Consider the following 21247-nt stretch of genomic DNA (forward strand, 5'->3'; position numbering starts at 1 on the left):
CCTCGTATTGCGCCAGATCCGCCGCCAGCGCCGTTTCCCGGGCCGCGGCTGCAGCCAGGGTCTGCTCCAGCTCCTGCGCGCGGGCCTCGGCCGCGCGGGTCTGGTCGATCTCGTGGCTGCGCTGATCCAGCGTGCTGCGCAACACATGGTGTTCGTCGCGCAGCGCCGCAAGCTCGGCCTCGTATTGCGCCAGATCCGCCGCCAGCGCCGTTTCCCGGGCCGCGGCTGCAGCCAGGGTCTGCTCCAGCTCCTGCACGCGGGCCTCGGCCGCATGCAGCAGACGCGCCAGACCGGCCAGTTCGCTCAGCTGCCGTTCGCCCAGTTCGCGCGACTGGCCCAGCAGCGCATCGGCCTCCTGCTCACGCCGGGCCAGGGCCGCCGCCGTCTCCTGATGCTGCGCCCGTTCCGCGGCCAACTGGCCTTGCAGCGCGGCCTTTTCCGCCGTCAGCGCCGTGATGGCATCGGCGCGCTTGCCCGCCTCGCCGCGCAAGTAAGCCAGTTCCTGGTTGGCCTTCGCCTCCCGCTGGGTCCAGTCGACCTGTTCGGCCAGCAGCTGTGCAAGACGCGCGGTCTCGGCGCTGCGGGCCGCGCGTTCGGCCTCCAGCGCTGCCGTGAGTTCGGTGAGCTGACGGGTCAGCATGGCCTTGTCAGAAGTCAGGGCCGTGACGGCATCGCCGCGCTTGCCCGCCTCGCCGCGCAAGTAAGCCAGTTCCTGATTGGCCTTCGCCTCTCGCTGGGTCCAGTCGGCCTGCTCGGCCAGCAGCTGTGCGACACGGGCGGCCTCGGCGCCGCGCGCCGTGCGTTCGGCTTCCAGCGCCGCCGCCTGTTCGTCCAGCTGACGGCTCAGCGCGGCCTTGTCAGCGGTCAGGGCCGTGACGGCATCGGCGCGCTTGCCCGCCTCGCCGCGCAAGTAAGCCAGTTCCTGGTTGGCTTTCGCCTCGCGCTCGGCCCAGTCGGCCCGCGCCGCCGTCAGTTCGGTCAGCTGACGGGTCAGCGCGGCCTTTTCCGCCGTCAGCGCCGTGACGGCATCGCCGCGCTTGCCCGCCTCGCCGCGCAGGTAAGCCAGTTCCTTGTCCTTGCCGGCCACGCCGGCCGACAGGCGGGTCAGCGCCCCCACCACCTCGGCCAGCGGCCGGGCCAGCGCATCCATCGCGCTGCGCACGGCATCAAGCGCGGGCCAGTCGGCCTTGTCTTCGCCCCGTTCGGCCCAGCGTTGGAAAATGCCATGCACCTCGGCCAGCCAGGCGCGCAGGATCTGCGCCTCGGCAAACCCCTCCTGCGACGCCACCTTGTGATGGCGCAGCCCCGGCGTCATGAAACGGTCGATCTCTTCGGCCACGCTGTCGGACAGGCGCGGCCAGACCAGACCCAGCGGCTTTTGCACCGCCGCCATGGTGGCACTGGGGGCCGCCAGAAAACGGTCATAATCCACCACGACCCGCGGCAGGCCCCGGCTGCCCTGTTCGGCCTCCAGAACATTGCGCAGCCAGATCAGCAGCGCCTCGGCCTCGGCCATGCCATCGCGTTCCATCAGCGAGGCCGCCACATCCAGCGGATGGCGCAGCGTCAGCAGGACATGCAGCTGGTCAACCCCTGCCCGCGCCAGCAGGCGGCGCCAGAAGGGCATGATGCGGGTGATGCGCGGGTCCTTGAACACGAAAAAGCGCGAGGCCCCGAATTCGGAGGCCAGAAGCCCGCTGCCCTGCTCCAGGAATTCCTCCAGGCGCGGGGTGTCGTACCAGCCCGGATTGAAGGCCCGCCAGTCGCGCCAGTCCGATCCGGCCGAAGCCAGCAGCTTGTCGTTGAACACCCGCAGCACATCGGATTCCCAATAGCCGCTCTTGTTGTGTTCATTCGGCCCCATCAGCGTCTTGGCCGTATCGCAGCCCAGCAGGTTCAGCACCCGGGTCAGCGCGCTCGATCCGGTGCGGTGCATGGCCAGCACGATCACGGCCTGGCGCTGCGGTGCCGTCCCGGCAGAGGACGGGGCCGGCTTGTCCGCCGCCTTGCGCCGGGGCGCGGGCCGGGCGACGGGGGCGGCAGTCAGGGTCTGCCCGACGCTCTGGTCGGCAGCCTGCGCGCTGGCCGGTTCCGCCCCCGGTTTCGGCCTGGCCTTCCGCTTGGCGGGGCTGCGCTCCGCTGCCGTTTTCTGTTCCGCTGCCGCCTTTGGGGTCCGTGCCATGCCTGTCTTTCCGCTTCCATTCGTCCCGCCCTGCCCCCCGTCGCCCTGCAGGGCCCGGACCAGAACGGCACAGTCACCCGGCCCCCGCATTGCGCGCGCCGGGACCGCCCGTCATTCGTGGATCAGCCGCGCCAGATAGGCCCCATAATCATTCTTGCCGAACAGTTTCGCCCGGGCCCGCAGCGCCGCATCATCGATCCAGCCCAGATCATGCGCGATTTCATCGGGGCAGCCCACCTGCAATCCCTGCCGCCGTTCAAGCGTGCGCACAAAATTGCCGGCGTCCAGCAGGCTGCCATGGGTGCCGGTATCCAGCCAGGCATAGCCGCGCCCCATCTTCTGCACGGTCAACCCGCCCTCGGCCAGATACATTTCCAGCAAGGTGGTGATCTCCAGCTCGCCCCGGGGCGAGGGCTGGACCGCGCGCGCCTTCGCAGGGGCCGTGCCATCCATGAAGTAAAGCCCGGTCACCGCGTAATCCGACAAGGGCTTTTCCGGCTTTTCGATGATGCTTTCCACCCGGCCCGTCGCATCGAAGGCCACCACGCCATAGCGTTCCGGGTCTGACACGCGATAACCGAAGACCGTGGCGCCGCGGTCCTGCGCCCCGGCCTCGGCCAGAAGCTGCGTCAGGCCATGGCCGAAAAAGATGTTGTCGCCCAGCACCATGACCGAAGGCGCCCCGGCCAGGAAATCCTCGGCCAGGATATAGGCCTGCGCCAGCCCATCGGGCGAGGGCTGCACGATATACTGCAGGCGGATGCCCCATTGGCTGCCATCGCCCAGCGTACGCTGGAACTGGTCCTGGTCCTGCGGGGTGGTGATGATGGCGATGTCGCGGATCCCGGCCAGCATCAGCACCGACAGCGGGTAATAGATCATCGGCTTGTCATAGATCGGCAGAAGCTGCTTCGACACGCCGATGGTGATCGGGTAAAGCCGTGTGCCCGAACCGCCGGCCAGAATGATGCCTTTGCGCTGTGTCATCAGATTGCTCCAAGCTCTGAAAGGGTCTGGCCCACGGCCGCGCGCCAGTCGGGCCGGATCAGGCCAAAGGCCGAAAGACCCGTGCAATCCATCCGGCTGTTGGCCGGGCGGCGGGCAGGCGTGGGAAAGGCGCTGGTGGGAATATCGGTGATGGTGCAGGCCAGCCCGGCCTGCGCCATGATCTCGCGGGCGAAATCGGCCCATGAGACATCGGGCGCGCCCGAGAAATGACAGGTGCCCGATTTGCCCGGATCGGCGGCAAGCTGGTCTGCAATGGTCAGGCAGGCTTCGGCGATGGCCCGGGCCGGCGTGGGCCCGCCGATCTGGTCGGCCACCACCGTCAGGCTGGCCCGTTCGCGCCCCAGCCGCAGCATGGTCTTCAGGAAATTGTTGCCATGGCTGGAGAATACCCAGGAGGTGCGCAGGATCACATGCGCCCCGCCTGCGGCGCGCACGCCCTGCTCGCCCTTCAGCTTTGATCGCCCATAGGCCCCCAGCGGGGCCGTGGGATGATCGGGCACAAAGGGGGCCGTGCCCGCGCCGTCAAAGACGTAATCGGTGGAAATATGCACGAAGGGGATGCGCAGCTCCGCACAGGCCCGCGCCATCGCGGCAGGGGCATCGCCATTCACCACCGTCGCCGCCGCCTCTTCGCTTTCCGCCTTGTCCACGGCAGTCCAGGCGGCGGCATTGATCACCGCCCGGGGCGCATGGGCGGCAATGGCCGCCGCACAGGCGGCAGGGTCCGACAGATCGGCCCGGTCGCGCCCCAGAAACACCGCATCGGGGACAAGGCGCTGCAATTCGGTGGCCACCTGGCCGGTCTGGCCGAAGACCAGAAGAGGCGCCAAGGTCATGCCTTGACCCCCAGCCGCTGGCCCACGCCATGCCGCGCCTGCAGGGGTTTCCACCACGCCTCGTTGCCCAGATACCAGTCCACCGTGCGCGCCAGACCTTCTTCCACCGTCACCGAAGGGCGCCAGCCCAGTTCGGTGCGGATGCGGGTCGGGTCGATGGCATAGCGGGCATCATGGCCGGGCCGGTCGGTGACAAAGGTGATCTGATCGGCATAGCTGCCGCTGGCCTTGGGGCGCTTTTCGTCCAGAATGGCGCAGAGCGTGCGCACCAGTTCCAGATTGGTCCGCTCGTTCTCGCCGCCGATATTGTAGCTGCGGCCCAGATCGCCCCGTTCCACCACGGTCAGCAGCGCATCGGCGTGATCTTCGACATAGAGCCAGTCACGGATGTTCGACCCGTCGCCATAGATCGGCAGGGGCTTGCCCGCCAGCGCATTCAGGATGATGACCGGGATCAGCTTTTCGGGGAAATGGAAGGGCCCGTAATTGTTGGAACAATTGGTCAGCACCACCGGCAGGCCATAGGTTTCGTGCCAGGCGCGCACCAGATGGTCGCTGGCCGCCTTGCTGGCCGAATAGGGGCTGCGCGGATCATAGGGGGTCTCTTCGGTGAATTTCACCGACGGGTCGGCGGGCAGGCTGCCAAACACCTCATCCGTGCTGATATGGTGAAAGCGGAAGTCCGCCGGCTTGCCCCGGGCCACCCAATAGGCCCGTGCCGCCTCCAGCATGTTGTAGGTGCCGGTGATATTGGTTTCCACGAAATCGCCCGGCCCGTCGATCGACCGGTCCACATGGCTTTCGGCTGCCAGATGCATCACCGCATCGGGGGCATGGGCGGCAAAGATCCGGTCCAGCGCGGCACGGTCGCGGATATCGGCATGTTCAAAGGCATAGGCCGGGCTGTCTGCGACCGAGGCCACATTGTCCAGACAGGCGGCATAGGTCAGCGCATCGAGATTGACCACCCGATGCCCGCGCGCGATCGCCTGACGCACCACGGCCGATCCGATGAAGCCGGCACCGCCGGTGACGAGGATCTTCATTGGCCGCCCTCCCAGACAAAGGGGCTGTCGAACCCGGCCAGAAGCGGGGCCACCGCATCCTTGGCCGACAGGACCGGGGTTGCGCCCTGCAGCGGCCAGTCGATGCCGATGTCGGGGTCATCCCAGCGGATGCCGCCGTCGCAATCGGGGGCATAGACATCGGTGCATTTGTACTGCACCTCGCAATCATCGGTCAGGGTGACGAAGCCATGCAGGAACCCCTTGGGGATCAGCAGCTGATGGCCGTTTTCGGCCGAAAGCTCCGCCCCCACCCATGTGCCATAGGCGGGCGAGCCCTTGCGGATATCCACCGCCACATCGAAAATCGCCCCCCGGGTGCAGCGCACCAGCTTGTCCTGGGCATGGGGCGGGCGCTGGTAATGCAGGCCGCGCAGCGTGCCCTTCTGGGCCGAAAAGGAATGGTTGTCCTGCACGAAGGCCAGATCCAGCCCGGCACTGGCCATCCGGGCCGCATTCCAGGTTTCCGAAAACCATCCACGCGCATCACCAAAGCGTGGCGGCACAAGGATAACCACATCCGGCAGGGCCGTCTGCTCGATCTGCATGCTCAAATTCCCGTCTCAATTATCTGCGCGCAGCACATACCTCAGCCCCGCCCCCCTGACAACCCGTTTGCCCTGTCCAGCCCCCCCTGCGCCGCCCGCAGGGGTTGATCTCTGCGCGGGAATGCCGCCATAGTCACCGCTGGCTGGCCCGGCGGGGCTGACAGGATCAGCGGGACCTAATGGCGGAACAGCGCAAGAAGTCTGCCCTTTTCCGGTCATTCTGGCGCATGTCCCGCGCAGGTTCATGACAACTGCCCGGAAAGCAGGCAACAAGGATGGCGCAATGAGCAGTTTCCCGCCTGCCGCGATGCAGCGGCTGCAGGCCTGGCAGGCCGAAAGCGGGGTCGATCTGGCCTTCCATCTGCGGGAGGGCTGGCAATCCGGGCGCTGCCCGCTGCCCTGGTTCGACCCGGCCGGCTACGAGGTGCTGTCCGCCCGGCGCGACGATCCGCAAGAGGCGGCCCTGCTGCATTATGCGCGCGAAGGCGCGGCGCGCGGGCTTGACCCCGATCCGCTGGGGATCTGCCAGCCCCGGAGGGCGGTCTCGGCGCTGCTGCGGCTGCAGACTGCGGGGGATGCGGCGCGGCTGGCGGCGCTGCTGGACAGGGAGGATGCCGGGGCGATGGCCGGGGCCGAAGGGGCGCCCGAACCTGCCCCCGAATTCGTGGCCGTCGATACCAGCCGCGATCAGGCCGCCGCGCGGGCGCTGGCCGATGGGCGGCCGCAGGATCTGATCTCGGGCCGGTTGCGGCTGCTGGCGCTGGAAGGTGGCACAGAGGCCGAGGCGCTGCTTCTGGCCCGGACCGAGGCCCGCCATCCGCAGCGCCTGCCCTGGCCGCTGCCGCACAGGCTGCCGCCTGCCCCCCCCGCCCCGCTGGCCCTGCCTGACGAAGCCCCTGCCCTGCCCGCCCTTCTGGCCGGGCGGCGGGCGGCGCTGCGGGCGGGCGGGCTGGCGCCGCGGCTGCTGCTGCGCTGCCCCGCGCCCGATGCCGCCCGGGCGCATCGCTGGGGCGATTTCCACTTTGCCGAAAGCCTGGCCCGCGCCCTGATCGCCGCCGGGGCCGAGGCGCAGGTCTGCCTGGCCGAGGATTGGGACAGCCCGGCCGATCCGCCCCCCGATGCCACGCTGCTGCTGCGCGGCGTGCGGCGCTGCCGGCCCCGGCCCGGCCCGGTGAACCTGATGTGGATGCTGAGCCATCCCGACCGGATCGAACTGGATGAACTGGCGCGCTATGACCATGTCTTCGTCGCCTCGGACCGCCATGCCGAGACGCTGGCGCGCGATCTGGGGGGGCGGGTCTCTGCCCTGCTGCAATGCGCCGATCCGGCCCGCATGGACCCGGATTGTTTCGCGCGCGAAACATTGGACACCACCCCCGCCCATCCGCTGCTGTTTGTCGGCAATTCGCGCCGGGCCGAACGCTGGATCGTGTCGGCGGCGCTGGCGGCGGGCGAGGATCTGGCGATCTATGGCGCCGAATGGGAAGACACCCCGGCCGCCGCGCATGTCCGGGCCGAAAACCTGCCCAATGACCGGCTGGGCGCCTGTTACGCCCGGGCCGGGATCGTGCTGAACGATCATTGGCCCGACATGGCGGCGCGGGGCTTCCTGTCGAACCGGATCTTCGACGTGGCGCTGGCGGGCGGCTTTCTCATCAGCGACCGGGTGGCCGGGGCGGGGCGGTTCTTCGGCCTGCTGCCCCAGGTCGGCACGCCGGAGGAACTGGTGGCGGCGCTGGCGCATTTCCGCGCCCATCCCGAAGACCGCGCCCGCCGCGCCCGGGCCCTGCAGGCGCTGGTCCGGCGCGACCATAGCTTCGACCATCGCGCCCGCACCATCCTGGCCCGGCTGCGCAGGCTGTTCTGAGATGCTTCCCCGACGACACCCCCCTGCCGCAATGCCCCCGACGGCCGCAATGATTGACAAGCCCCGCCCCCGCCCCGTAACGACGCCCGCACGTGACTGCATTGCGCCCATTGTTCCTTGTACAGCCCAGGAGATGCCATGACCGGCCACAGCCTTGATCTTGGACCCGAAGCAGGCGTCAATGCCCTGCTGGGCCATCTGCGCCAGCTGGATCTGCCGCCCGCCCCCGTGACGCCGGGCTCACCGATCCTGCCGGGGATGTTCTTCGTCACCGATCCCGAATCCGGCACCAGCATCACGCTGGAAAGCCGCCCCGGCCTGTTGTTCGCCGCCGATTTCCAGGTGACCGGCCAGGCCCGCTGGCTGGCGCTGCATATCGCGCTGGACGGGTTCGATCTGGACGGGCGGATGATCCTGGGCCTGTGTGCCCGCAGCGCGGCCCCGCAATCGACCACGTTCCGCCCCTGCCTGCGCAATGGCCGCGACAGCGGCTTTGACGACATCTTCTTCCGCAAGACCGCCGTGGCCTATGCCGAACCCAGCCTGCATATGGATGCCCTGCTGATCGAGGATCAGCCGCTGCTGGCAGCCCCGGCGCCCTGGCGCGAACTGGTGCTGTTCTTCCGGCCCGAAACCGGACGGATCGAACTGCAGGATCTGCGCCTGTTCGTGGTCTGACATGGGCGCGCTTTCGGTCGTCATTCCGGTCTGGAACGATGCCAGGGGGCTGCAGCGGCTCTTGCCGCAGCTGCTCGCCCTGCCGCAGGTGGCACAGATCGTCGTCAGTGATGACGCCTCGAAACCGCCCGCCCGCGAAACCGGCGGGATCAGCGATCCCCGCATCCTGTGGCTGGAAAGCCCGGCGCAGAAAGGCGCGGGGGCAGCGCGCAACAGCGGCCTTGCGCAGGTCAGCAGCCCGCATGTCCTGTTCTTCGATTCCGATGATCTGCCCCTGCCCGGCCTTGCCGCCCTGCTGGAGGATCTGGACCGGCCCGAAACGCCCGATTTCGATTTCTGCCTGTTTTCGCATGTGGACAGCCGGATGCGGGCCAGGGGCATTCCGGGCCCGCTGGAAAGCGATGCGAAACACTGGCAACTGGCCCGGGCCAATCTGGGGTTCCGCCCGGCGCCGATCCCGCCCGAGACGGCGGCGCGGCTCTGCCGGATTTCGGCCTATCCCTGGAACAAGATCTACCGCACCGGCTTTCTGCTGGAAAACGGCATCCGCTGCACCGAGATCATGGTGCATAATGATGTCGAACTGCATTGGCAAAGCTTCTACCGGGCGCGCAACATTCTGGTTTCGACCCAGACCTGCGCCGAACATTTCGTGGCCGAGGATGGCGCGCGGCTGACCAATCGCAGCGGCGCGGAACGGTTCGAGGTGTTTCGCGCGCTGGAGCCGCTGGCCGCCGCCCTGCGCGAGGACCGCCAGCGCGCCGACCGCTTTGCCGAACCCACCGCCGACTTCTACATGCAGCTGCTGCGCTGGATCGACACGGTGCTGGAGCCCGGGCTGCGCGGACCCTTCGCCTGGAAGGCCCGCGCCTTCGTGCAGGCCGCGATCACGCCGCCGCTGTTCACCCTGATCGCGCAGCGCAATCCGGGGCTGGCGGCGCGGATCAACCACTTCCTGTCGGGGGGGCCTGCATGAGGCTGAGCTTCATCGTCACCAGCTTTGACATCCTGCCCTATGTCGATCCCTGCCTGACCAGCCTGGCCGCCGTGGTCCGCCCCGGCGACCGGGTGATCCTGGTGGATGACGGATCGACCGATGGCACTGCCGAACGGATCGAGGCCTGGCAGGCGCGTGGCTTTGGCGCAGGCGTCGGGGTGAAGGCGGTGCTGCTGGGCACCAATACGATGGGCGGCGTGGGCATCGGCGGCAATATCGGCCTGTCGGAGGCCCTGAGCGATCCCGACTGCGAGGGCGTGTTCTTCGTCGATGGCGACGACTGGCTGGAACCGGGGGGCTTTGCGGCGGCGCGCCTCGCCTTTGAACGCGGCGGCGCGGATATCCTGCTGGGCAATTACGGCGAATATGACGACCAGACCCAGGGCTTTCGCCGCCCCGCCGATGCCGCCCGCTGGGGCCATGTCGCGCGTCTGGGCAAGACCGCCGGCCCCCAGAGCGCAGCCCAGACCGAGGCCGCCCGCGATCTGGCCCTGTCGATGATCGCGGTGCCCTGGCGCAAGTTCTATCGCGCCGATTTCCTGCGCCGCCATGGCTTGCGCTTTCCCGAAGGGGCGTTCTTCTTCGAAGACAATCCCTTTCACTGGGCCGTCTGTCTGGCGGCGGGGCGGATCGGCTTTCTGGATGTGATCCTGTGCCAGCACCGGATCAACCGCCCCGGCCAGACCATGGCCTCGACCGGGGCCGAGCTGATCGCCTTCTTCGACCATTACGAGACGATCACCGCCCTGGTCACCGCGCAGGAGACTGCCCGGGCCGAGGCGGCGCTGGACTGGTTGTTGAACAACATGTCATGGCATCTGGACCGGCTGGCGCCCGAGGCCTTCTGGGCCTATGCGGGCCGCGCGGCCGAGGTGCTGACCCGGGTGCCCGAACCGCTCTGGCAGGGCAGCGCGCGGCGCTTTTCCCGGCGGCCGGTCGGCGGGATCGCGGCGGCGCTGCGCCGGGGCGATGTGGCGGGTGTGGTCGGGGTCTGGGTCCAGCAGGCCGAGGCGCGGGCGCTGCATGCCCGGCTGGAGGAGATGGACCCGAGGGCGCTGCTGGCCCGGCTGGACAACCGCCTGCAGGCCGAAGCCGAGATCGCCCGCTTTGCCGCCCTGTCGGCACTGTCCCTGCCTGCGCTGCCCCCCCTGCCCTGACGCCTGCCCGGCCACGACAGGCCGGACGACTGCCGCCTTGATTTCGCCATTCCGGGCATGGAAACTGCCCGGCGCAGGCAAGGCGAGACCAAGATGACAGAGACCATTCACCCCGTACTGCTGTGTGGCGGATCAGGCACGCGGCTATGGCCGCTGTCGCGCAAGAGCTATCCCAAGCAATTTGCCCGGCTGACCGGGGCGGACAGCCTGTTTCAGGCCTCGGCCCGGCGGCTGTCGGGGCCGGATTATGCCGCGCCCCTGGTGGTGACCGGGGGCGATTTCCGCTTTCTGGTGCTGGAACAGCTGGCCGGGGCAGGGATCATGCCGCAGGCGGTGCTGATCGAACCGGCGGCGCGCAACACCGCCCCCGCCATTCTGGCTGCGGCGCTCTGGCTGGACGCGCGTGCGCCCGGGGCCCTGATGCTGGTGGCACCGTCGGATCATGTCCTGCCTGACACGGCGCAGTTTCAGGCTGCGGTGGCGGCGGCCAGCGGGGCGGCCAGGGCCGGGCGGATCGTGACCTTCGGCATCCGGCCCGACCGGGCGGAAACCGGCTATGGCTGGCTGGAACTGGACGGGCCAACCGATGTCACGCCCCAGCCCCGCCCCTTGCAGCGCTTTGTCGAGAAACCCGATGCCGCCACGGCAGAGGCCATGCTGGCGGGCGGCTGCCATCTGTGGAATGCGGGCATTTTCCTGATGTCCACCACCACGCTGATGGCCGCCTGCGCCACCCATGCCCCCGCCATGCTGGAGGCGGTGCGGGCCTCCGTGACCGGGGCCGAAACCGATCTGGCCTTCACCCGGCTGGCCGCCGCCCCCTGGGAGGGGGTGGACGATATCTCCATCGATTACGCGGTGATGGAAAAGGCCGGCAATCTGGATGTGCTGCCCTATGCCGGGGCCTGGAACGATCTGGGCGGATGGGAGGCCGTCTGGCGCGAGATGGGCCCCGATGCCGCGGGGCTGGTGACGCAGGGCCCGGTGACGGCCATCGATTGCACCGACAGCCTGCTGCGATCCGAGGCCGAGGGGCTGGAACTGGTCGGGATCGGGCTGAAGAACATCGTGGCTATCGCCATGCCCGATGCGGTGCTGATCGCCGATACCGCCCGCGCGCAGGAGGTGAAGCTGGCGGTGACCCGGCTGAAGGCCAAGGGCGCGGCACAGGCCGAACATTTTGCCCGCGACCACCGGCCCTGGGGCTGGTTCGAGACGCTGGCACTTGGCGCGCGGTTTCAGGTCAAGCGCATCGTGGTGAAACCCGGCGCGGCGCTGAGCCTGCAAAGCCACCATCACCGGGCCGAACACTGGGTGGTGGTCGAGGGCACGGCGCGCATCACCATCGGGGCCGAGGCACGTCTGGTGACGGAAAACCAGTCGGTCTATATCCCCCTGGGCGAAAAGCACCGGCTGGAAAATCCCGGCAAGCTGCCGCTGACCCTGATCGAGGTGCAGACCGGCGCCTATCTGGGTGAGGATGACATCATCCGCTATGAAGATGTCTATGCCAGGGGGCAGGGGGCGAAAGGGTAGGGGCGCGACAAGACCACCCGAATGTTTCGCGCGCGAAACAAAAGGCCCCGCCTGGCGGGGCCTTTTTCGTCACCATTCCAGCGTTTTCAGCCAATCTTCCAGCCGGGCCTGCAGGGCGGCATCGGCGCGCGGGCCTTCCAGAACCAGCCGCCCCCGTTCCGCCCGCAGCCGAAGCCCGGGCAGGGTTTCCTGCGGCTCTGACCCCGCAGTCAGAGACGGTTTTGCGGGGGCCAGCGCCCGGGACAGCCGGGCCTGTTCGGCCCCGGCATCGGCGGGGGGACGGGCGATCAGATCTTCGGCCAGACGGGGGCCAAGCGTGGGGTCAGCCTCCAGCGCCTGAGCCAGTTGCAGGCCCAGCCTTTCGCCCAGGGTTTCGGGAAAGCGCAGCGCGCCATCCAATGCCCGCACTACGGCAAGGAAAGACCCGACCTTGGAGCGCTTGGCCCGCGAGGCGGCAGCGAACAAGGCTCTGAGCGCCGATTTGTCACTGTCAAAGACACCAAGTTCCACCGATTTCGCCACGATCCGGGCGCGTTCATAGAAGGACAGGCCGACCCGGATCTCGTTTTCCTCGACCATGGCGACATAGGCATCCAAGGCCTGATCGGGTTGGCGCAAAAGCGCCAGCACAGAGCCGTATCTGGCCCCATCCCCACTTTCCTCCAGCAACTGCCGCAGAGCGGTCAGCCGCCGCCAGCCGGAAATCAGCCCATAGCGATCGGGGCCAAGCGCCACCACCTCGATCGGGGTCTGCTGGCCGCGCGCACGCAGGGATTCGACCAGCGCCGCCATTTCATCGGGATCGGTGGCGATGCGGTCGCGCACCAGATGCCCGGCCTCGATCTGCGGCAGCGGCAGCGCCAGCACCATGCGGCCCTGTTCGCGCGCTTGGCGCAGGGTTGCGGCCATTTCCTCCATGGCCGCGGTGGCGGCGGCAGCGCCGGCCATATCGGCAATCGGCGCGGAACGGGTATGCCCGCCGGCATAGCCCAGCGGATAGGTGGGAAACATCGGGCTGTCCTCCTGCAGAGGCGAAGCCGGGGGTTCGGCAAAGGGCGTCAGACGTTTGCGCTTGGCCATGGGTCAGCTCCGCAAGGCAGAAGGGATAGGGCAGGGCGGTGAAACCCGGGTAAAGCGGGCGCACGGGCGATGTTTCGCGCGCGAAACAAATGCCGAAACAGTCACTGTGCGGCCTCTTGTGACGCATCCTTTTCATCGCGTCGCCAGGAGCCCAACACCAGCGCCTTCACCGCCGCCCAGGTTTCATCAAAGGTTTCGCGGCCCCGTGCATAGGTTTCGCGGTTGAAATCGCGGTAATCCGCCTCGTAGATGCCGCGCACCTGTTCGCCCGCCTGCCCGATCAGCGCGGTGAAATCCTGCCGCTGCGGCGAAAGGGTGCGCCCCATCCAGCCCTGCATCAGCGCCGCCAGTTCCGCCTGCTGGTTGCCGTCATAGCGGGTGATGAGCGCGCGCACCGCATCCCATTGGAAATTCACCTCCGGCCGCCCCAGGGCGCGGGCGGCCATGTTCTCGCCCTCTTCGATGGAGCGGAAGGTGGAATGCAGCATGTCGAAGAAACGCCCGGTGGAATCGAATTCCAGGAACGACGCCCCCATCGGCACCAGCAGGATATCCGCCGCCGCCAGCCCGTTGATCGTGAGATAGCCAAGCGCGGGCGGCGTATCGAGGAAGATCAGGTCATATTCCTCCAGCACCCCGTCTTCGGCCAGCACGGTGGTCAGCGCATCCCAGAGCTTCCAGCCGCGCGCCTGCATGCGCCAGACCGGGATCTGGAATTCCGCCCAGTACAGGTTCAGCTGCGCCCCGATCAGATCGATATTCGGCCAATGGGTCTTTTGCACCAGATCGCCGGCCTTGATCGTCAGCGCCTCGGTCAGGGTGTCATCCAGCGGGATCGGCGCATCGCCCCGGTCCAGCCGGCGCTGGTTGTCGGCCCGCAGATGGGTGGCGTAATGGCGCGCGAGCAGCGGAAAGACCGTCTGCCATTCATCCTCGACCCGGCCACCGAAGATCGAGGTCATCGACCCCTGGCTATCCAGATCGATCACCAGCACGCGGTAGCCATCCAGCGCGGCCGACATGGCCAGATGCGCACAGGTCGATGTCTTGCCGACGCCGCCCTTGAAATTGGCCACGGCCAGCATCTTGGCGGGCAGCCCCTGCGGACGCCAGGGCGCATAAGGCTTGGCCTTGGAGCCTTCGGCGGCAAAGAAGGCACGCAGGCGCAGCACCTCGTCCAGGGTGAACCATTTCGCCCCGCCTTCGGTTTCCGACAGGCCCTGGGGCAGATCGGGGTTCTGCTTCAGCACCCGGCGGAAATGGGCCTGCGCCACCGGGATCAGATAGCGGGTGATTTCCCAGGTGGAGAACAGCCGCAACTGGCGCTGACCGGACTCGTTCAGCCCACGCCCCGCCAGATCATCACGGCCCGCCGCACAGGCCCGGGCGATCTGGCCGAAATCGGCAGTGGTGGTGGCAGGCCCCAGAGCGGCCAGCGCCGCATCGGGATCAATGCCGAAATAGGGGGGGAGGGGGGTGGCGCTATCCGCTTTCATATCTGCCCGATGTGCTGTGTTTTTGCCAGTATAGCGCAAAACCCGGCATGTGGAAGAAAAGACATCACACGCTGCGATTTTCTCAGCTGATTCTGGGGTTTGTGGCCCGCGATGGTGCCGGAGCGGGGCGCCTTGGGCGAGGTGGAACCGCCCCGCGACGGATTTCTTCTGTTATCGGATGTTATCATTTTCTGTTACAGGAACCGGCTTTGCGCAACATCTTCCTGTTTTGTCTGGGAAAAAATCCGCTTCTTGTGGCCTTGGCGACTCTGATCCCCCGATAGGGCGACTCTGATCCGCCGTTGGACCGACTCTGATCCCCCGTCACGAGACTGGACGGGCGCTGTGGATAACTTTACGGTGGGTGTCACTGAAACCCCGAAACAAATCGGGGGCAGAAAAACGGGCAGACAGGCATGGCATTGGCAGGACCCTTGGGCGGCAGCCCCGGGCGTGGGCGCGCAGGCGTGCCCGCGGCAATCGGCGATCTTTTCATCTGCGATGTCCTGACGGCCAGCCCGAAGGACGATCTGGGCACGATGGAACACCCCATCTTTTCGCTGTCCACCAAACCCGATCTGCGGGTGCTGCGCTATGACCATAACGGCACCCAGGTCGAGGTGACGCCTTCGGTGAAGGGGCGTGCGACGATCTTTGACAAGGATATCCTGATCTTCTGCATCAGCCAGCTGATGGCGGGATTGAATGCCGGGCGCGAGGTCAGCCGCAAGCTGCAGCTCAAGGCCCATGACCTGCTGCTGGCCACCGGGCGCGATACCGGCGGCGACAGCTATCTGCGGCTGCGCGAGGCCTTTGAACGGCTGGCGGGCACCCGCATCACCACCAATATCGCCACCGGCGGGATCGAGGTGACCAGCGGTTTCGGCCTGATCGAAAGCTGGGAGATCCTGCGCAAGACGCGCGGCGGGCGGATGATTTCGGTCATGGTCACCCTGTCGGACTGGATCTTCCGCGCGGTGCTGGCGCGATCGGTGCTGACGCTGAGCCGCGATTATTTCGGTCTGCGCAAACCGCTGGAGCGGCGGATCTACGAACTGGCGCGCAAACATTGCGGGCGCCAGCCGGAATGGCGCGTCTCGGTGGGGGTGCTGCACAAGAAGGCCGGGTCCACCGCGCCGGTGCGGGTGTTCCGCGCCGCGATCCGCAAGATGATCGAAGAGGCCAACCTGCCCGATTACAGCATGGCCGAGGAAGAGGGCGATCTGATCCGCTTTGCCCGGCAGGGCGTGATCGAGGAAGAACCGGCCGAGATGGCACCGCGCTTTGACCCCGAGGTGCTGGATGCGGCGCGCGCCCTGGCGCCTGGGGCGGATGTCTATGCGCTGGAGGCCGAATGGCGGGCCTTCTGGGCCGGATCGGGCCGCCCGCGGCTGACCGCGCCGGACCGCGCCTTCCTGGCCTGGGTGAAGGGCCGGGTTAACAGAAGGTAAATCCCGGGCGCGGCCCGGTCACCTTTTGTCAGCCCCGTTTGCGGATAGTCGGCCCGAACCACGACAGGAGCCGACGCCCGCCATGGCCGATATCTCGCCCAATCTCGATCTGCCCTTCCTGCTGCCGGCACAGGCGCAGAAACATGTCACCCATAACGAGGCGCTGGAGCGGCTCGATCTTTTCGTGCAGATGGTGGTGCAGGGCTTCGGCGCCACCACGCCGCCCCCCGCCCCGGCCGATGGCCAGATCTGGGCGCTTGGGCCTGCGCCGCTGGCCGACTGGGCCGGGCAGGCTGGCCGCCCGGCTGGGCGGGGCCTGGGTCTTCATCGACCCGCGCGAAGGCTGGCGGGCCTGGAGCCTGGCCGAGGCGCAGCTGCGCATCTGGCGCGGCACCGAATGGCAGGCCCTGCCGCTGGATCAGCTGGACGGGATCGGCATCGGCACCGCGCATGACGGCACCAACCGCCTGGCGGTCGTCTCGCCCGCCACGCTGCTGACCCATGACGGTGCGGGCCATCAGTTGAAGATCAACAAGGCCGCAGAGGGCGATACCGCCAGCCTGCTCTATCAGACCAACTGGTCGGGCCGGGCCGAGATGGGGCTGGCCGGGAATGATGATTTCAGCGTGAAGGTCAGTGCCGATGGCGGCACCTGGGCCGAGGCGCTGCGCATCAACCGCAGCACGGGGGCGGCGGCGCTGCTGGCCGGGGCCACGGTCGATGGTCAGGCCGCCTATCACCGGGGCAATGTCGTGGGATCTGTCGGTCAGAGCGGCGGCCTTCCGACCGGGGCTGTGATCGAAACCGGCAGCAATGCCAATGGCCGCTATCTGCGTCTGGCCGATGGCACCCAGATCTGCTGGCGCGAGGCGGCCCTGTCGCAATCGGTGGCGGCCAGCAGCTATGCCGAGGTGACCTGGACCTATCCGGCGGCCTTCCTCTCCGGCACCGTGCCGGTTCCGATGGTGACCTGCCGCAGCTTCAACGATGCGGCCAGCCGCCAGAACGCCGCGCGCCATCTGCGGGCTGTCTGCAATGGCAATAGCGCCGTGTCGAGTGTCGTGGGGGCGTTCAATGCCCATACCGCCGCCCTTGATACCCGGATCGACGCTGTCGTGTCCGGCCGCTGGTTCTGAGGAGAAGCCGATGTCCAACCGTTCTTTCCTGATCACGCTGAGCCCGATCCGGCTTGATGCCACCCTGAGCATGCGCCGCGAGGCCGAGACCCTGGTGGTGAATGACCTGCCGCTCGATCTTTCCGGGCTGGCCGAAGGGGGCAGCCTGGCCGCCGACAGCTTCGGCTGTGACTGGCTGGTTTCGGATGTCACCTGTGCGCAGGATGTGATCCGGCTGACCCTGCTGCTGCCACATGGCGCCGGAGCGCCGGACGCGGTGCTGTTTCCCGCCCCCCTGATGGTGAACGCCGACGGGCCGGTTGCCCTGCCGGGCTGACGGTTCGCCCGCGCGGCCCCCCTGAGGGCAGGCCATCCTGCCCCTGCGCGGCAATGTTTCGCGCGCGAAACATTCAGGCCGGTCAGACCTGCGGGTTCTGGCCGGCCTGAACCTTGTCCGGGATCGGGCTGCCCTCGGGGCCGAACAGGGTCTGCATCTGCCAGAGATTGTTCACGACCCGCAAGCGCGCCGTCAGCCCGCGCAATTGCAGAGCCACCGCGCCACCCCCGGTCAGCACATTATCCGCGATCACCCCGGCCCCGCAGGGGGCCGCCATGCCCAGCACCTCGATCCCGGTATGGGCCCCGTCGATCTGGTTGCCGGTCACGCTGAACCCCGTGCAGTTGCGCAACCCGATCCCGCGCGAATGGGGATCGGCCGGATCGGGGCAGAAGATCACATTGCCCGCCACCACCACCTGCCCGCAGGGTGCGGGGCGATCATAGGGCTTGTGCGAGACGACGATGCCATACAGCGCGGGCTGGCGCAGGATATTGCCTTCGATCACCAGCCCCTGTGCGGCGGCATGGATGCCGTTTTCGGCCGATCCTGCGCAGAGATTGCCCCGGATCACGATATCGCGGTTTTCGGCCGGGCCATAAAGCGTGATGTTGTCCGCCACATCGCCGCTGGCATAGCTGCCCCCCTGCCAGCCGCTGATCTCCAGATGATTGCCCTCGACCAGCACCCGCGCCACCGGACCCCAGGCATGGATATTGCCGAACTGGGTCTGCCGGATGCGGCAATGGCGGATGGTGATGTCACGCCCCGGCTGGCCGCGCGACAGCACGATGCCCCCGCCGCCATGACACGCCTCGATCCGGCAATCGGCCATGTCGAACCCTGTCACCCCATCCAGCGAGATGCCATGCCGGGCCCAGCCGGTGATCCGGCAGTCGCGCAGGGTCAGATCGCCGCAGGCCCCGTCGCTCCACAATGCCGAGGCCCAGCTGCCCGGTGCCGGGCCCTGACCTTCCAGGGCCAACCGGTCAAAGCGGGCCCCGGTGACCCCGGTCAGATCGATCAGCGGGCGGCGGCTGCCGGGGGCCTGACGCAGCAGGGCCAGCCCGTCGCGGCCCGCCAGGCTTACCCCGCTGCGCCAGACGAGCGGGCCGCTGCGATAGGCGCGGCGGGCGGGATCGAGATGCAGAACACCGCCGCCACGTTCGGCGAGATGGTCGATGCGGGACTGCAGGGCAGGGGCATTGTCCTGCAGGTCAAGATCGCAAAGCGGTTGCAGATCCGGCAAGGGCGAAGCGGGGCAATCCATGCCGCCCATCCTGCGGTTGTGGCGACAAGGCGTCAAGCCGCGCGGGTCAGATCACCAGAAGATCTGCGGCAGTCAGGCCCGGCAGGCCATCCAGCCGGGCAAAGCGGATCTGCCCCTCCCCGCCTGCGCCATCGGCATCATGGAACAGATCCCCCGTGGCGGCATTGTAGATCACCCGATGCGCCGCAGTGCTGGCCGCCGTGCCGATATGGAAGGCCGTCGCCGCCAGCCCGCCCTTCGGCCCGATCCCGGCAAAGACGCTGGCCAGCAGATGGATCATGTCCTCTGCCGGGTCGAAATCGCGGATGTGGTCGAGAGTGCCACCCCCGATCGCCGCGCTGAACTGGAAGACATCTGCCCCGCTGCCGCCGTTCAGCGTATCGGAATTGGCCCCGCCATCCAGCGTGTCATGGCCCGCCCCGCCCAGCAGACTGTCATGGCCCTGTCCGGCGGTGATGCGGTTGGCGGCGGAATTGCCGGTCAGGGTGGTGCCCTGGCCATGGGTGCCGGTCAGGTTTTCGATATGGGTCCTGGCGAAGATCGAATAGGCCACCGTCGAAGTGACGATGGTATCGGTGCCGCCGCCCGCCTGTTCTGTCACCACATCCGAAAAACTGTCGACCAGATAGGTGTCATTGCCCTGACCGCCGATCATCACATCCTGCCCCGCCCCGCCATCCAGCCGATCATTGCCGCCCATGCCCCGCAGCGTGTCATTGCCGCTGCTGGCGACCAGCGTGTCATTGCCGCTGTTGCCGGTCAGCCCGTTGTTCAGGCTGTTGCCGGTCAGCGTGACACTGGCCGAGGTGGTGGAGGTGATGTTTTCGATATTGGCCTTGGTGAAGATCGAATAGGCGCCCAGTGCGGTCTGCACCGTATCGATGCCTGCCCCGGCGGCCTCGGTCAGCACGTCGGCGAAGCTGGAGACGACATAGGTATCATCGCCCGATCCGCCTGCCAGGCTGTTGCTGCCCGAGCCGCCGTCCAGCGTGTCCTTCCCGGCCGATCCCTGCAGCGTGTCATTGCCCGCCCCGCCGACCAGCCGGTCATCGCCCATATGGCCGGTGATCACATTGGCGAGGCCATTGCCGGTCAGCACATGGCCGGTGGCGCGGGTGCCGGTCAGGTTTTCGATCAGGGTCTGGCCGAAGATCGAATAGCTGGACAGGCTGGTGCGGATCGTGTCGATGCCGCCGTTCCAGATTTCGGTCACCTGATCGGCGTAGCTGTCCACCAGATAGCTGTCATGCCCCTGCCCGCCGATCAACGTATCAGCCCCGGCGCCGCCATCCAGCGTGTCGCCATGGTCGCGGCCGTAAAGCCTGTCATTGCCGAGACCGCCTTGCACCATTGATGGCGCGTCGATGGCCAGAAGCACATCCGCCTGCCCGCCGCCCGTCAGGCTGAAGCGGTCCTCCGCCTCGTTCCATGACCAGCTCCAGTCGCCCGGCACGGCGGTTTCGGGGCCGTAAAGATGGCGCAGCGCATCGATGTCGAGCGAGCGCAGCATGTCGGGGGAACCACTGCCAGACCAGTTCCAGTTGTAGGACATGACGGTGTAATCCATCGAATCCAGCGCCGGATCGAGAATCCGCCCCTCATGCGGGTGATCAAGCCCCATGGCGTGGCCGATTTCATGCAAGGTCAGCGTGAACATCGATCCGCCCCGTGCCCAATCATCCGGGGCGTAGGGATCTGTTCCATAGGGGGCATAGTCGCTCAGGGTAACGGCTGCGGGGTCCGTGCCCCAGTCCGATGAATAAGGAAAATAGGCCCAGCTCCAGTTGTTGCCGATATTGCCCTGAAAGGTCATCATCGCATGGGCCGGATCGTCCACCTCGACAAAGCGGACCCCGGCCACCTCCTCGAATTCGCTGATCGCGGCGCGGATGCTGGCCTGCCGCATCGCATCCAATGCGGTGTATTGGGTCATGGCCCCGAAGACGACACTGTTTTCCGGCAGTTCCGCGGGAGCGAGGAAGCTGTAGCTGATGAAGGTCACGTTGCCGATCGGGGCAAGGCCGTTGTGGCGACCGTAGTTTATCCCGCCGTTCGGATCATACCATTCGGGCAGCAGGGCCGTGAAATCGGAGACCGGCATGAAACACCTGTGACATCTACCATCCGGCGCAGAGTGCGGGTCAAGCGGGGGGCCTGTCAATCTGCGAAGGCCCGCCCCGTTTCGGGGGCGGGCCCTGTCTGCGATCAGCGGGTTGTGTCAGATGACGAGGAAATCGGCGGCGGTCATGGCGAGGCCTGCGCCCAGCGTGGCGATCTGGACATTGCCGCCCGCCGCCGCGCCATTGGCATCGTAATGCAGCGCGCCGGTGGCGGCGTTGTAGATCACCCGATGCGCCGCCGTGGTGGCTGCCGCCCCGATATGGAAGGCCGCCGCCCCCAGCCCGCCTGCCGCCAGCGCGGTGAAGACGGCGTTTTCCAGATGGATCGTGTCATCGGCCACCACGAAATCGGTGATCGTGTCGATATTGCCGGCCCCGGTCGCGGTGTTGAAGACAAAGACATCCAGCCCCGCCCCGCCCGACAGCTGGTCATTGCCGCCATTGCCGTTCAGCGTGTCATTGCCGCTGCTGGCGACCAGCGTGTCATTGCCGCTGTTGCCGGTCA

At 67.5% G+C, this 21247-nt stretch carries 17 protein-coding genes and 1 pseudogene; 8 read left to right on the plus strand and 10 right to left on the minus strand.

The features are described from left to right. The 5 genes from V6590_RS20010 to rfbC form a co-directional block, all read right to left on the minus strand. A partial coding sequence (locus V6590_RS20010) for a hypothetical protein (RefSeq protein WP_335425478.1) occupies nucleotides 1-2182 on the minus strand: 2182 nt, incomplete at its 3' end. 111 nt (nucleotides 2183-2293) lie between these two features. Then, entirely contained in the window at nucleotides 2294-3169 is an 876-nt protein-coding gene (gene rfbA / locus V6590_RS20015) for a glucose-1-phosphate thymidylyltransferase RfbA (protein ID WP_335425479.1), read from the minus strand. Then, a complete protein-coding gene (rfbD, locus tag V6590_RS20020) occupies nucleotides 3169-4026 on the minus strand; it encodes a dTDP-4-dehydrorhamnose reductase (RefSeq protein WP_335425480.1) in 858 nt (285 codons plus the stop codon). Before rfbD ends, rfbA begins: the two co-directional genes overlap by 1 nt. Then, on the minus strand, nucleotides 4023-5072 hold the full coding sequence (gene rfbB, locus V6590_RS20025) for a dTDP-glucose 4,6-dehydratase (protein WP_335425481.1): 1050 nt from the start codon (nucleotides 5070-5072) through the stop codon (nucleotides 4023-4025). The genes rfbD and rfbB overlap by 4 nt, the downstream gene beginning before the upstream one ends. Then, nucleotides 5069-5638, minus strand: coding sequence for a dTDP-4-dehydrorhamnose 3,5-epimerase (rfbC, locus tag V6590_RS20030; protein ID WP_335425482.1), 570 nt, complete (start codon nucleotides 5636-5638; stop codon nucleotides 5069-5071). The genes rfbB and rfbC overlap by 4 nt, the downstream gene beginning before the upstream one ends. 283 nt (nucleotides 5639-5921) lie before the next feature. Here rfbC and V6590_RS20035 point away from each other — a divergent pair, with 283 nt between their 5' ends. The 5 genes from V6590_RS20035 (at nucleotide 5922) to V6590_RS20055 (ending at nucleotide 11873) form a co-directional block, all read left to right on the plus strand. Further along, on the plus strand, nucleotides 5922-7505 hold the full coding sequence (locus V6590_RS20035; RefSeq protein ID WP_335425483.1) for a glycosyltransferase family protein: 1584 nt from the start codon (nucleotides 5922-5924) through the stop codon (nucleotides 7503-7505). 138 nt (nucleotides 7506-7643) lie between these two features. Then, nucleotides 7644-8183: a hypothetical protein gene (locus V6590_RS20040; protein WP_335425484.1), complete on the plus strand. Its 540-nt coding sequence runs from the start codon at nucleotides 7644-7646 to the stop codon at nucleotides 8181-8183. A 1-nt stretch (nucleotide 8184) separates the two neighbouring features. After that, on the plus strand, nucleotides 8185-9159 hold the full coding sequence (locus V6590_RS20045; protein ID WP_335425485.1) for a glycosyltransferase: 975 nt from the start codon (nucleotides 8185-8187) through the stop codon (nucleotides 9157-9159). Then, nucleotides 9156-10337, plus strand: a complete 1182-nt coding sequence (locus V6590_RS20050) for a glycosyltransferase family 2 protein (protein ID WP_335425486.1) — start codon at nucleotides 9156-9158, stop codon at nucleotides 10335-10337. Before V6590_RS20045 ends, V6590_RS20050 begins: the two co-directional genes overlap by 4 nt. A 93-nt stretch (nucleotides 10338-10430) precedes the next feature. Next, on the plus strand, nucleotides 10431-11873 hold the full coding sequence (locus V6590_RS20055) for a mannose-1-phosphate guanylyltransferase/mannose-6-phosphate isomerase (RefSeq protein WP_335425487.1): 1443 nt from the start codon (nucleotides 10431-10433) through the stop codon (nucleotides 11871-11873). A gap of 69 nt (nucleotides 11874-11942) precedes the next feature. On the opposite strand, the gene V6590_RS20060 is transcribed toward V6590_RS20055, so the two are convergent. After that, a complete protein-coding gene (locus V6590_RS20060; protein ID WP_335425488.1) occupies nucleotides 11943-12953 on the minus strand; it encodes a ParB/RepB/Spo0J family partition protein in 1011 nt (336 codons plus the stop codon). 101 nt (nucleotides 12954-13054) lie between these two features. Further along, nucleotides 13055-14449 carry an AAA family ATPase gene (locus V6590_RS20065; RefSeq protein WP_335425489.1) on the minus strand — a complete coding sequence of 465 codons (1395 nt, stop codon included), beginning with the start codon at nucleotides 14447-14449 and terminating at the stop codon, nucleotides 13055-13057. Between the two features lie 416 nt (nucleotides 14450-14865). On the opposite strand from V6590_RS20065, the gene V6590_RS20070 reads away from it, so the two are divergent. From V6590_RS20070 to V6590_RS20080, 3 genes and pseudogenes are all read left to right on the plus strand, one after another. After that, nucleotides 14866-15900 (plus strand): replication initiator protein A, encoded by a 1035-nt coding sequence (locus V6590_RS20070; protein WP_335425491.1) that lies wholly within the window; start codon nucleotides 14866-14868, stop codon nucleotides 15898-15900. Nucleotides 15901-16090: 190 nt separating this feature from the next. After that, nucleotides 16091-17036: pseudogene (locus V6590_RS20075) on the plus strand (DUF2793 domain-containing protein). A gap of 10 nt (nucleotides 17037-17046) precedes the next feature. Beyond that, on the plus strand, nucleotides 17047-17352 hold the full coding sequence (locus V6590_RS20080) for a hypothetical protein (RefSeq protein ID WP_335425493.1): 306 nt from the start codon (nucleotides 17047-17049) through the stop codon (nucleotides 17350-17352). Nucleotides 17353-17434: 82 nt separating this feature from the next. Here V6590_RS20080 and V6590_RS20085 read toward each other — a convergent pair whose 3' ends face one another. The 3 genes from V6590_RS20085 to V6590_RS20095 all read right to left on the minus strand — a co-directional run. Continuing rightward, complete coding sequence (locus V6590_RS20085; protein WP_335425494.1) at nucleotides 17435-18622, minus strand: right-handed parallel beta-helix repeat-containing protein; 1188 nt, start codon at nucleotides 18620-18622, stop codon at nucleotides 17435-17437. A 46-nt stretch (nucleotides 18623-18668) separates the two neighbouring features. Then, nucleotides 18669-20723 (minus strand): M10 family metallopeptidase, encoded by a 2055-nt coding sequence (locus tag V6590_RS20090; RefSeq protein WP_335425495.1) that lies wholly within the window; start codon nucleotides 20721-20723, stop codon nucleotides 18669-18671. Between the two features lie 117 nt (nucleotides 20724-20840). Next, a partial coding sequence (locus V6590_RS20095) for a M10 family metallopeptidase C-terminal domain-containing protein (RefSeq protein ID WP_335425496.1) occupies nucleotides 20841-21247 on the minus strand: 407 nt, incomplete at its 5' end.

Source organism: Gemmobacter denitrificans, assembly GCF_036964905.1.
GTDB lineage: Bacteria > Pseudomonadota > Alphaproteobacteria > Rhodobacterales > Rhodobacteraceae > Gemmobacter > Gemmobacter denitrificans.

What these genes read in the sequence shown, in the direction of transcription:
- rfbA (WP_335425479.1), bottom strand. Translation starts at nt 3,169, where the DNA reads ATGACACAGCGCAAAGGCATCATTCTGGCCGGCGGTTCGGGCACACGG.
- rfbD (WP_335425480.1), bottom strand. Translation starts at nt 4,026, where the DNA reads ATGACCTTGGCGCCTCTTCTGGTCTTCGGCCAGACCGGCCAGGTGGCC.
- rfbB (WP_335425481.1), bottom strand. Translation starts at nt 5,072, where the DNA reads ATGAAGATCCTCGTCACCGGCGGTGCCGGCTTCATCGGATCGGCCGTG.
- rfbC (WP_335425482.1), bottom strand. Translation starts at nt 5,638, where the DNA reads ATGCAGATCGAGCAGACGGCCCTGCCGGATGTGGTTATCCTTGTGCCG.
- V6590_RS20035 (WP_335425483.1), top strand. Translation starts at nt 5,922, where the DNA reads ATGAGCAGTTTCCCGCCTGCCGCGATGCAGCGGCTGCAGGCCTGGCAG.
- V6590_RS20040 (WP_335425484.1), top strand. Translation starts at nt 7,644, where the DNA reads ATGACCGGCCACAGCCTTGATCTTGGACCCGAAGCAGGCGTCAATGCC.
- V6590_RS20045 (WP_335425485.1), top strand. Translation starts at nt 8,185, where the DNA reads ATGGGCGCGCTTTCGGTCGTCATTCCGGTCTGGAACGATGCCAGGGGG.
- V6590_RS20050 (WP_335425486.1), top strand. Translation starts at nt 9,156, where the DNA reads ATGAGGCTGAGCTTCATCGTCACCAGCTTTGACATCCTGCCCTATGTC.
- V6590_RS20055 (WP_335425487.1), top strand. Translation starts at nt 10,431, where the DNA reads ATGACAGAGACCATTCACCCCGTACTGCTGTGTGGCGGATCAGGCACG.
- V6590_RS20060 (WP_335425488.1), bottom strand. Translation starts at nt 12,953, where the DNA reads ATGGCCAAGCGCAAACGTCTGACGCCCTTTGCCGAACCCCCGGCTTCG.
- V6590_RS20065 (WP_335425489.1), bottom strand. Translation starts at nt 14,449, where the DNA reads ATGAAAGCGGATAGCGCCACCCCCCTCCCCCCCTATTTCGGCATTGAT.
- V6590_RS20070 (WP_335425491.1), top strand. Translation starts at nt 14,866, where the DNA reads ATGGCATTGGCAGGACCCTTGGGCGGCAGCCCCGGGCGTGGGCGCGCA.
- V6590_RS20080 (WP_335425493.1), top strand. Translation starts at nt 17,047, where the DNA reads ATGTCCAACCGTTCTTTCCTGATCACGCTGAGCCCGATCCGGCTTGAT.
- V6590_RS20085 (WP_335425494.1), bottom strand. Translation starts at nt 18,622, where the DNA reads ATGGATTGCCCCGCTTCGCCCTTGCCGGATCTGCAACCGCTTTGCGAT.
- V6590_RS20090 (WP_335425495.1), bottom strand. Translation starts at nt 20,723, where the DNA reads ATGCCGGTCTCCGATTTCACGGCCCTGCTGCCCGAATGGTATGATCCG.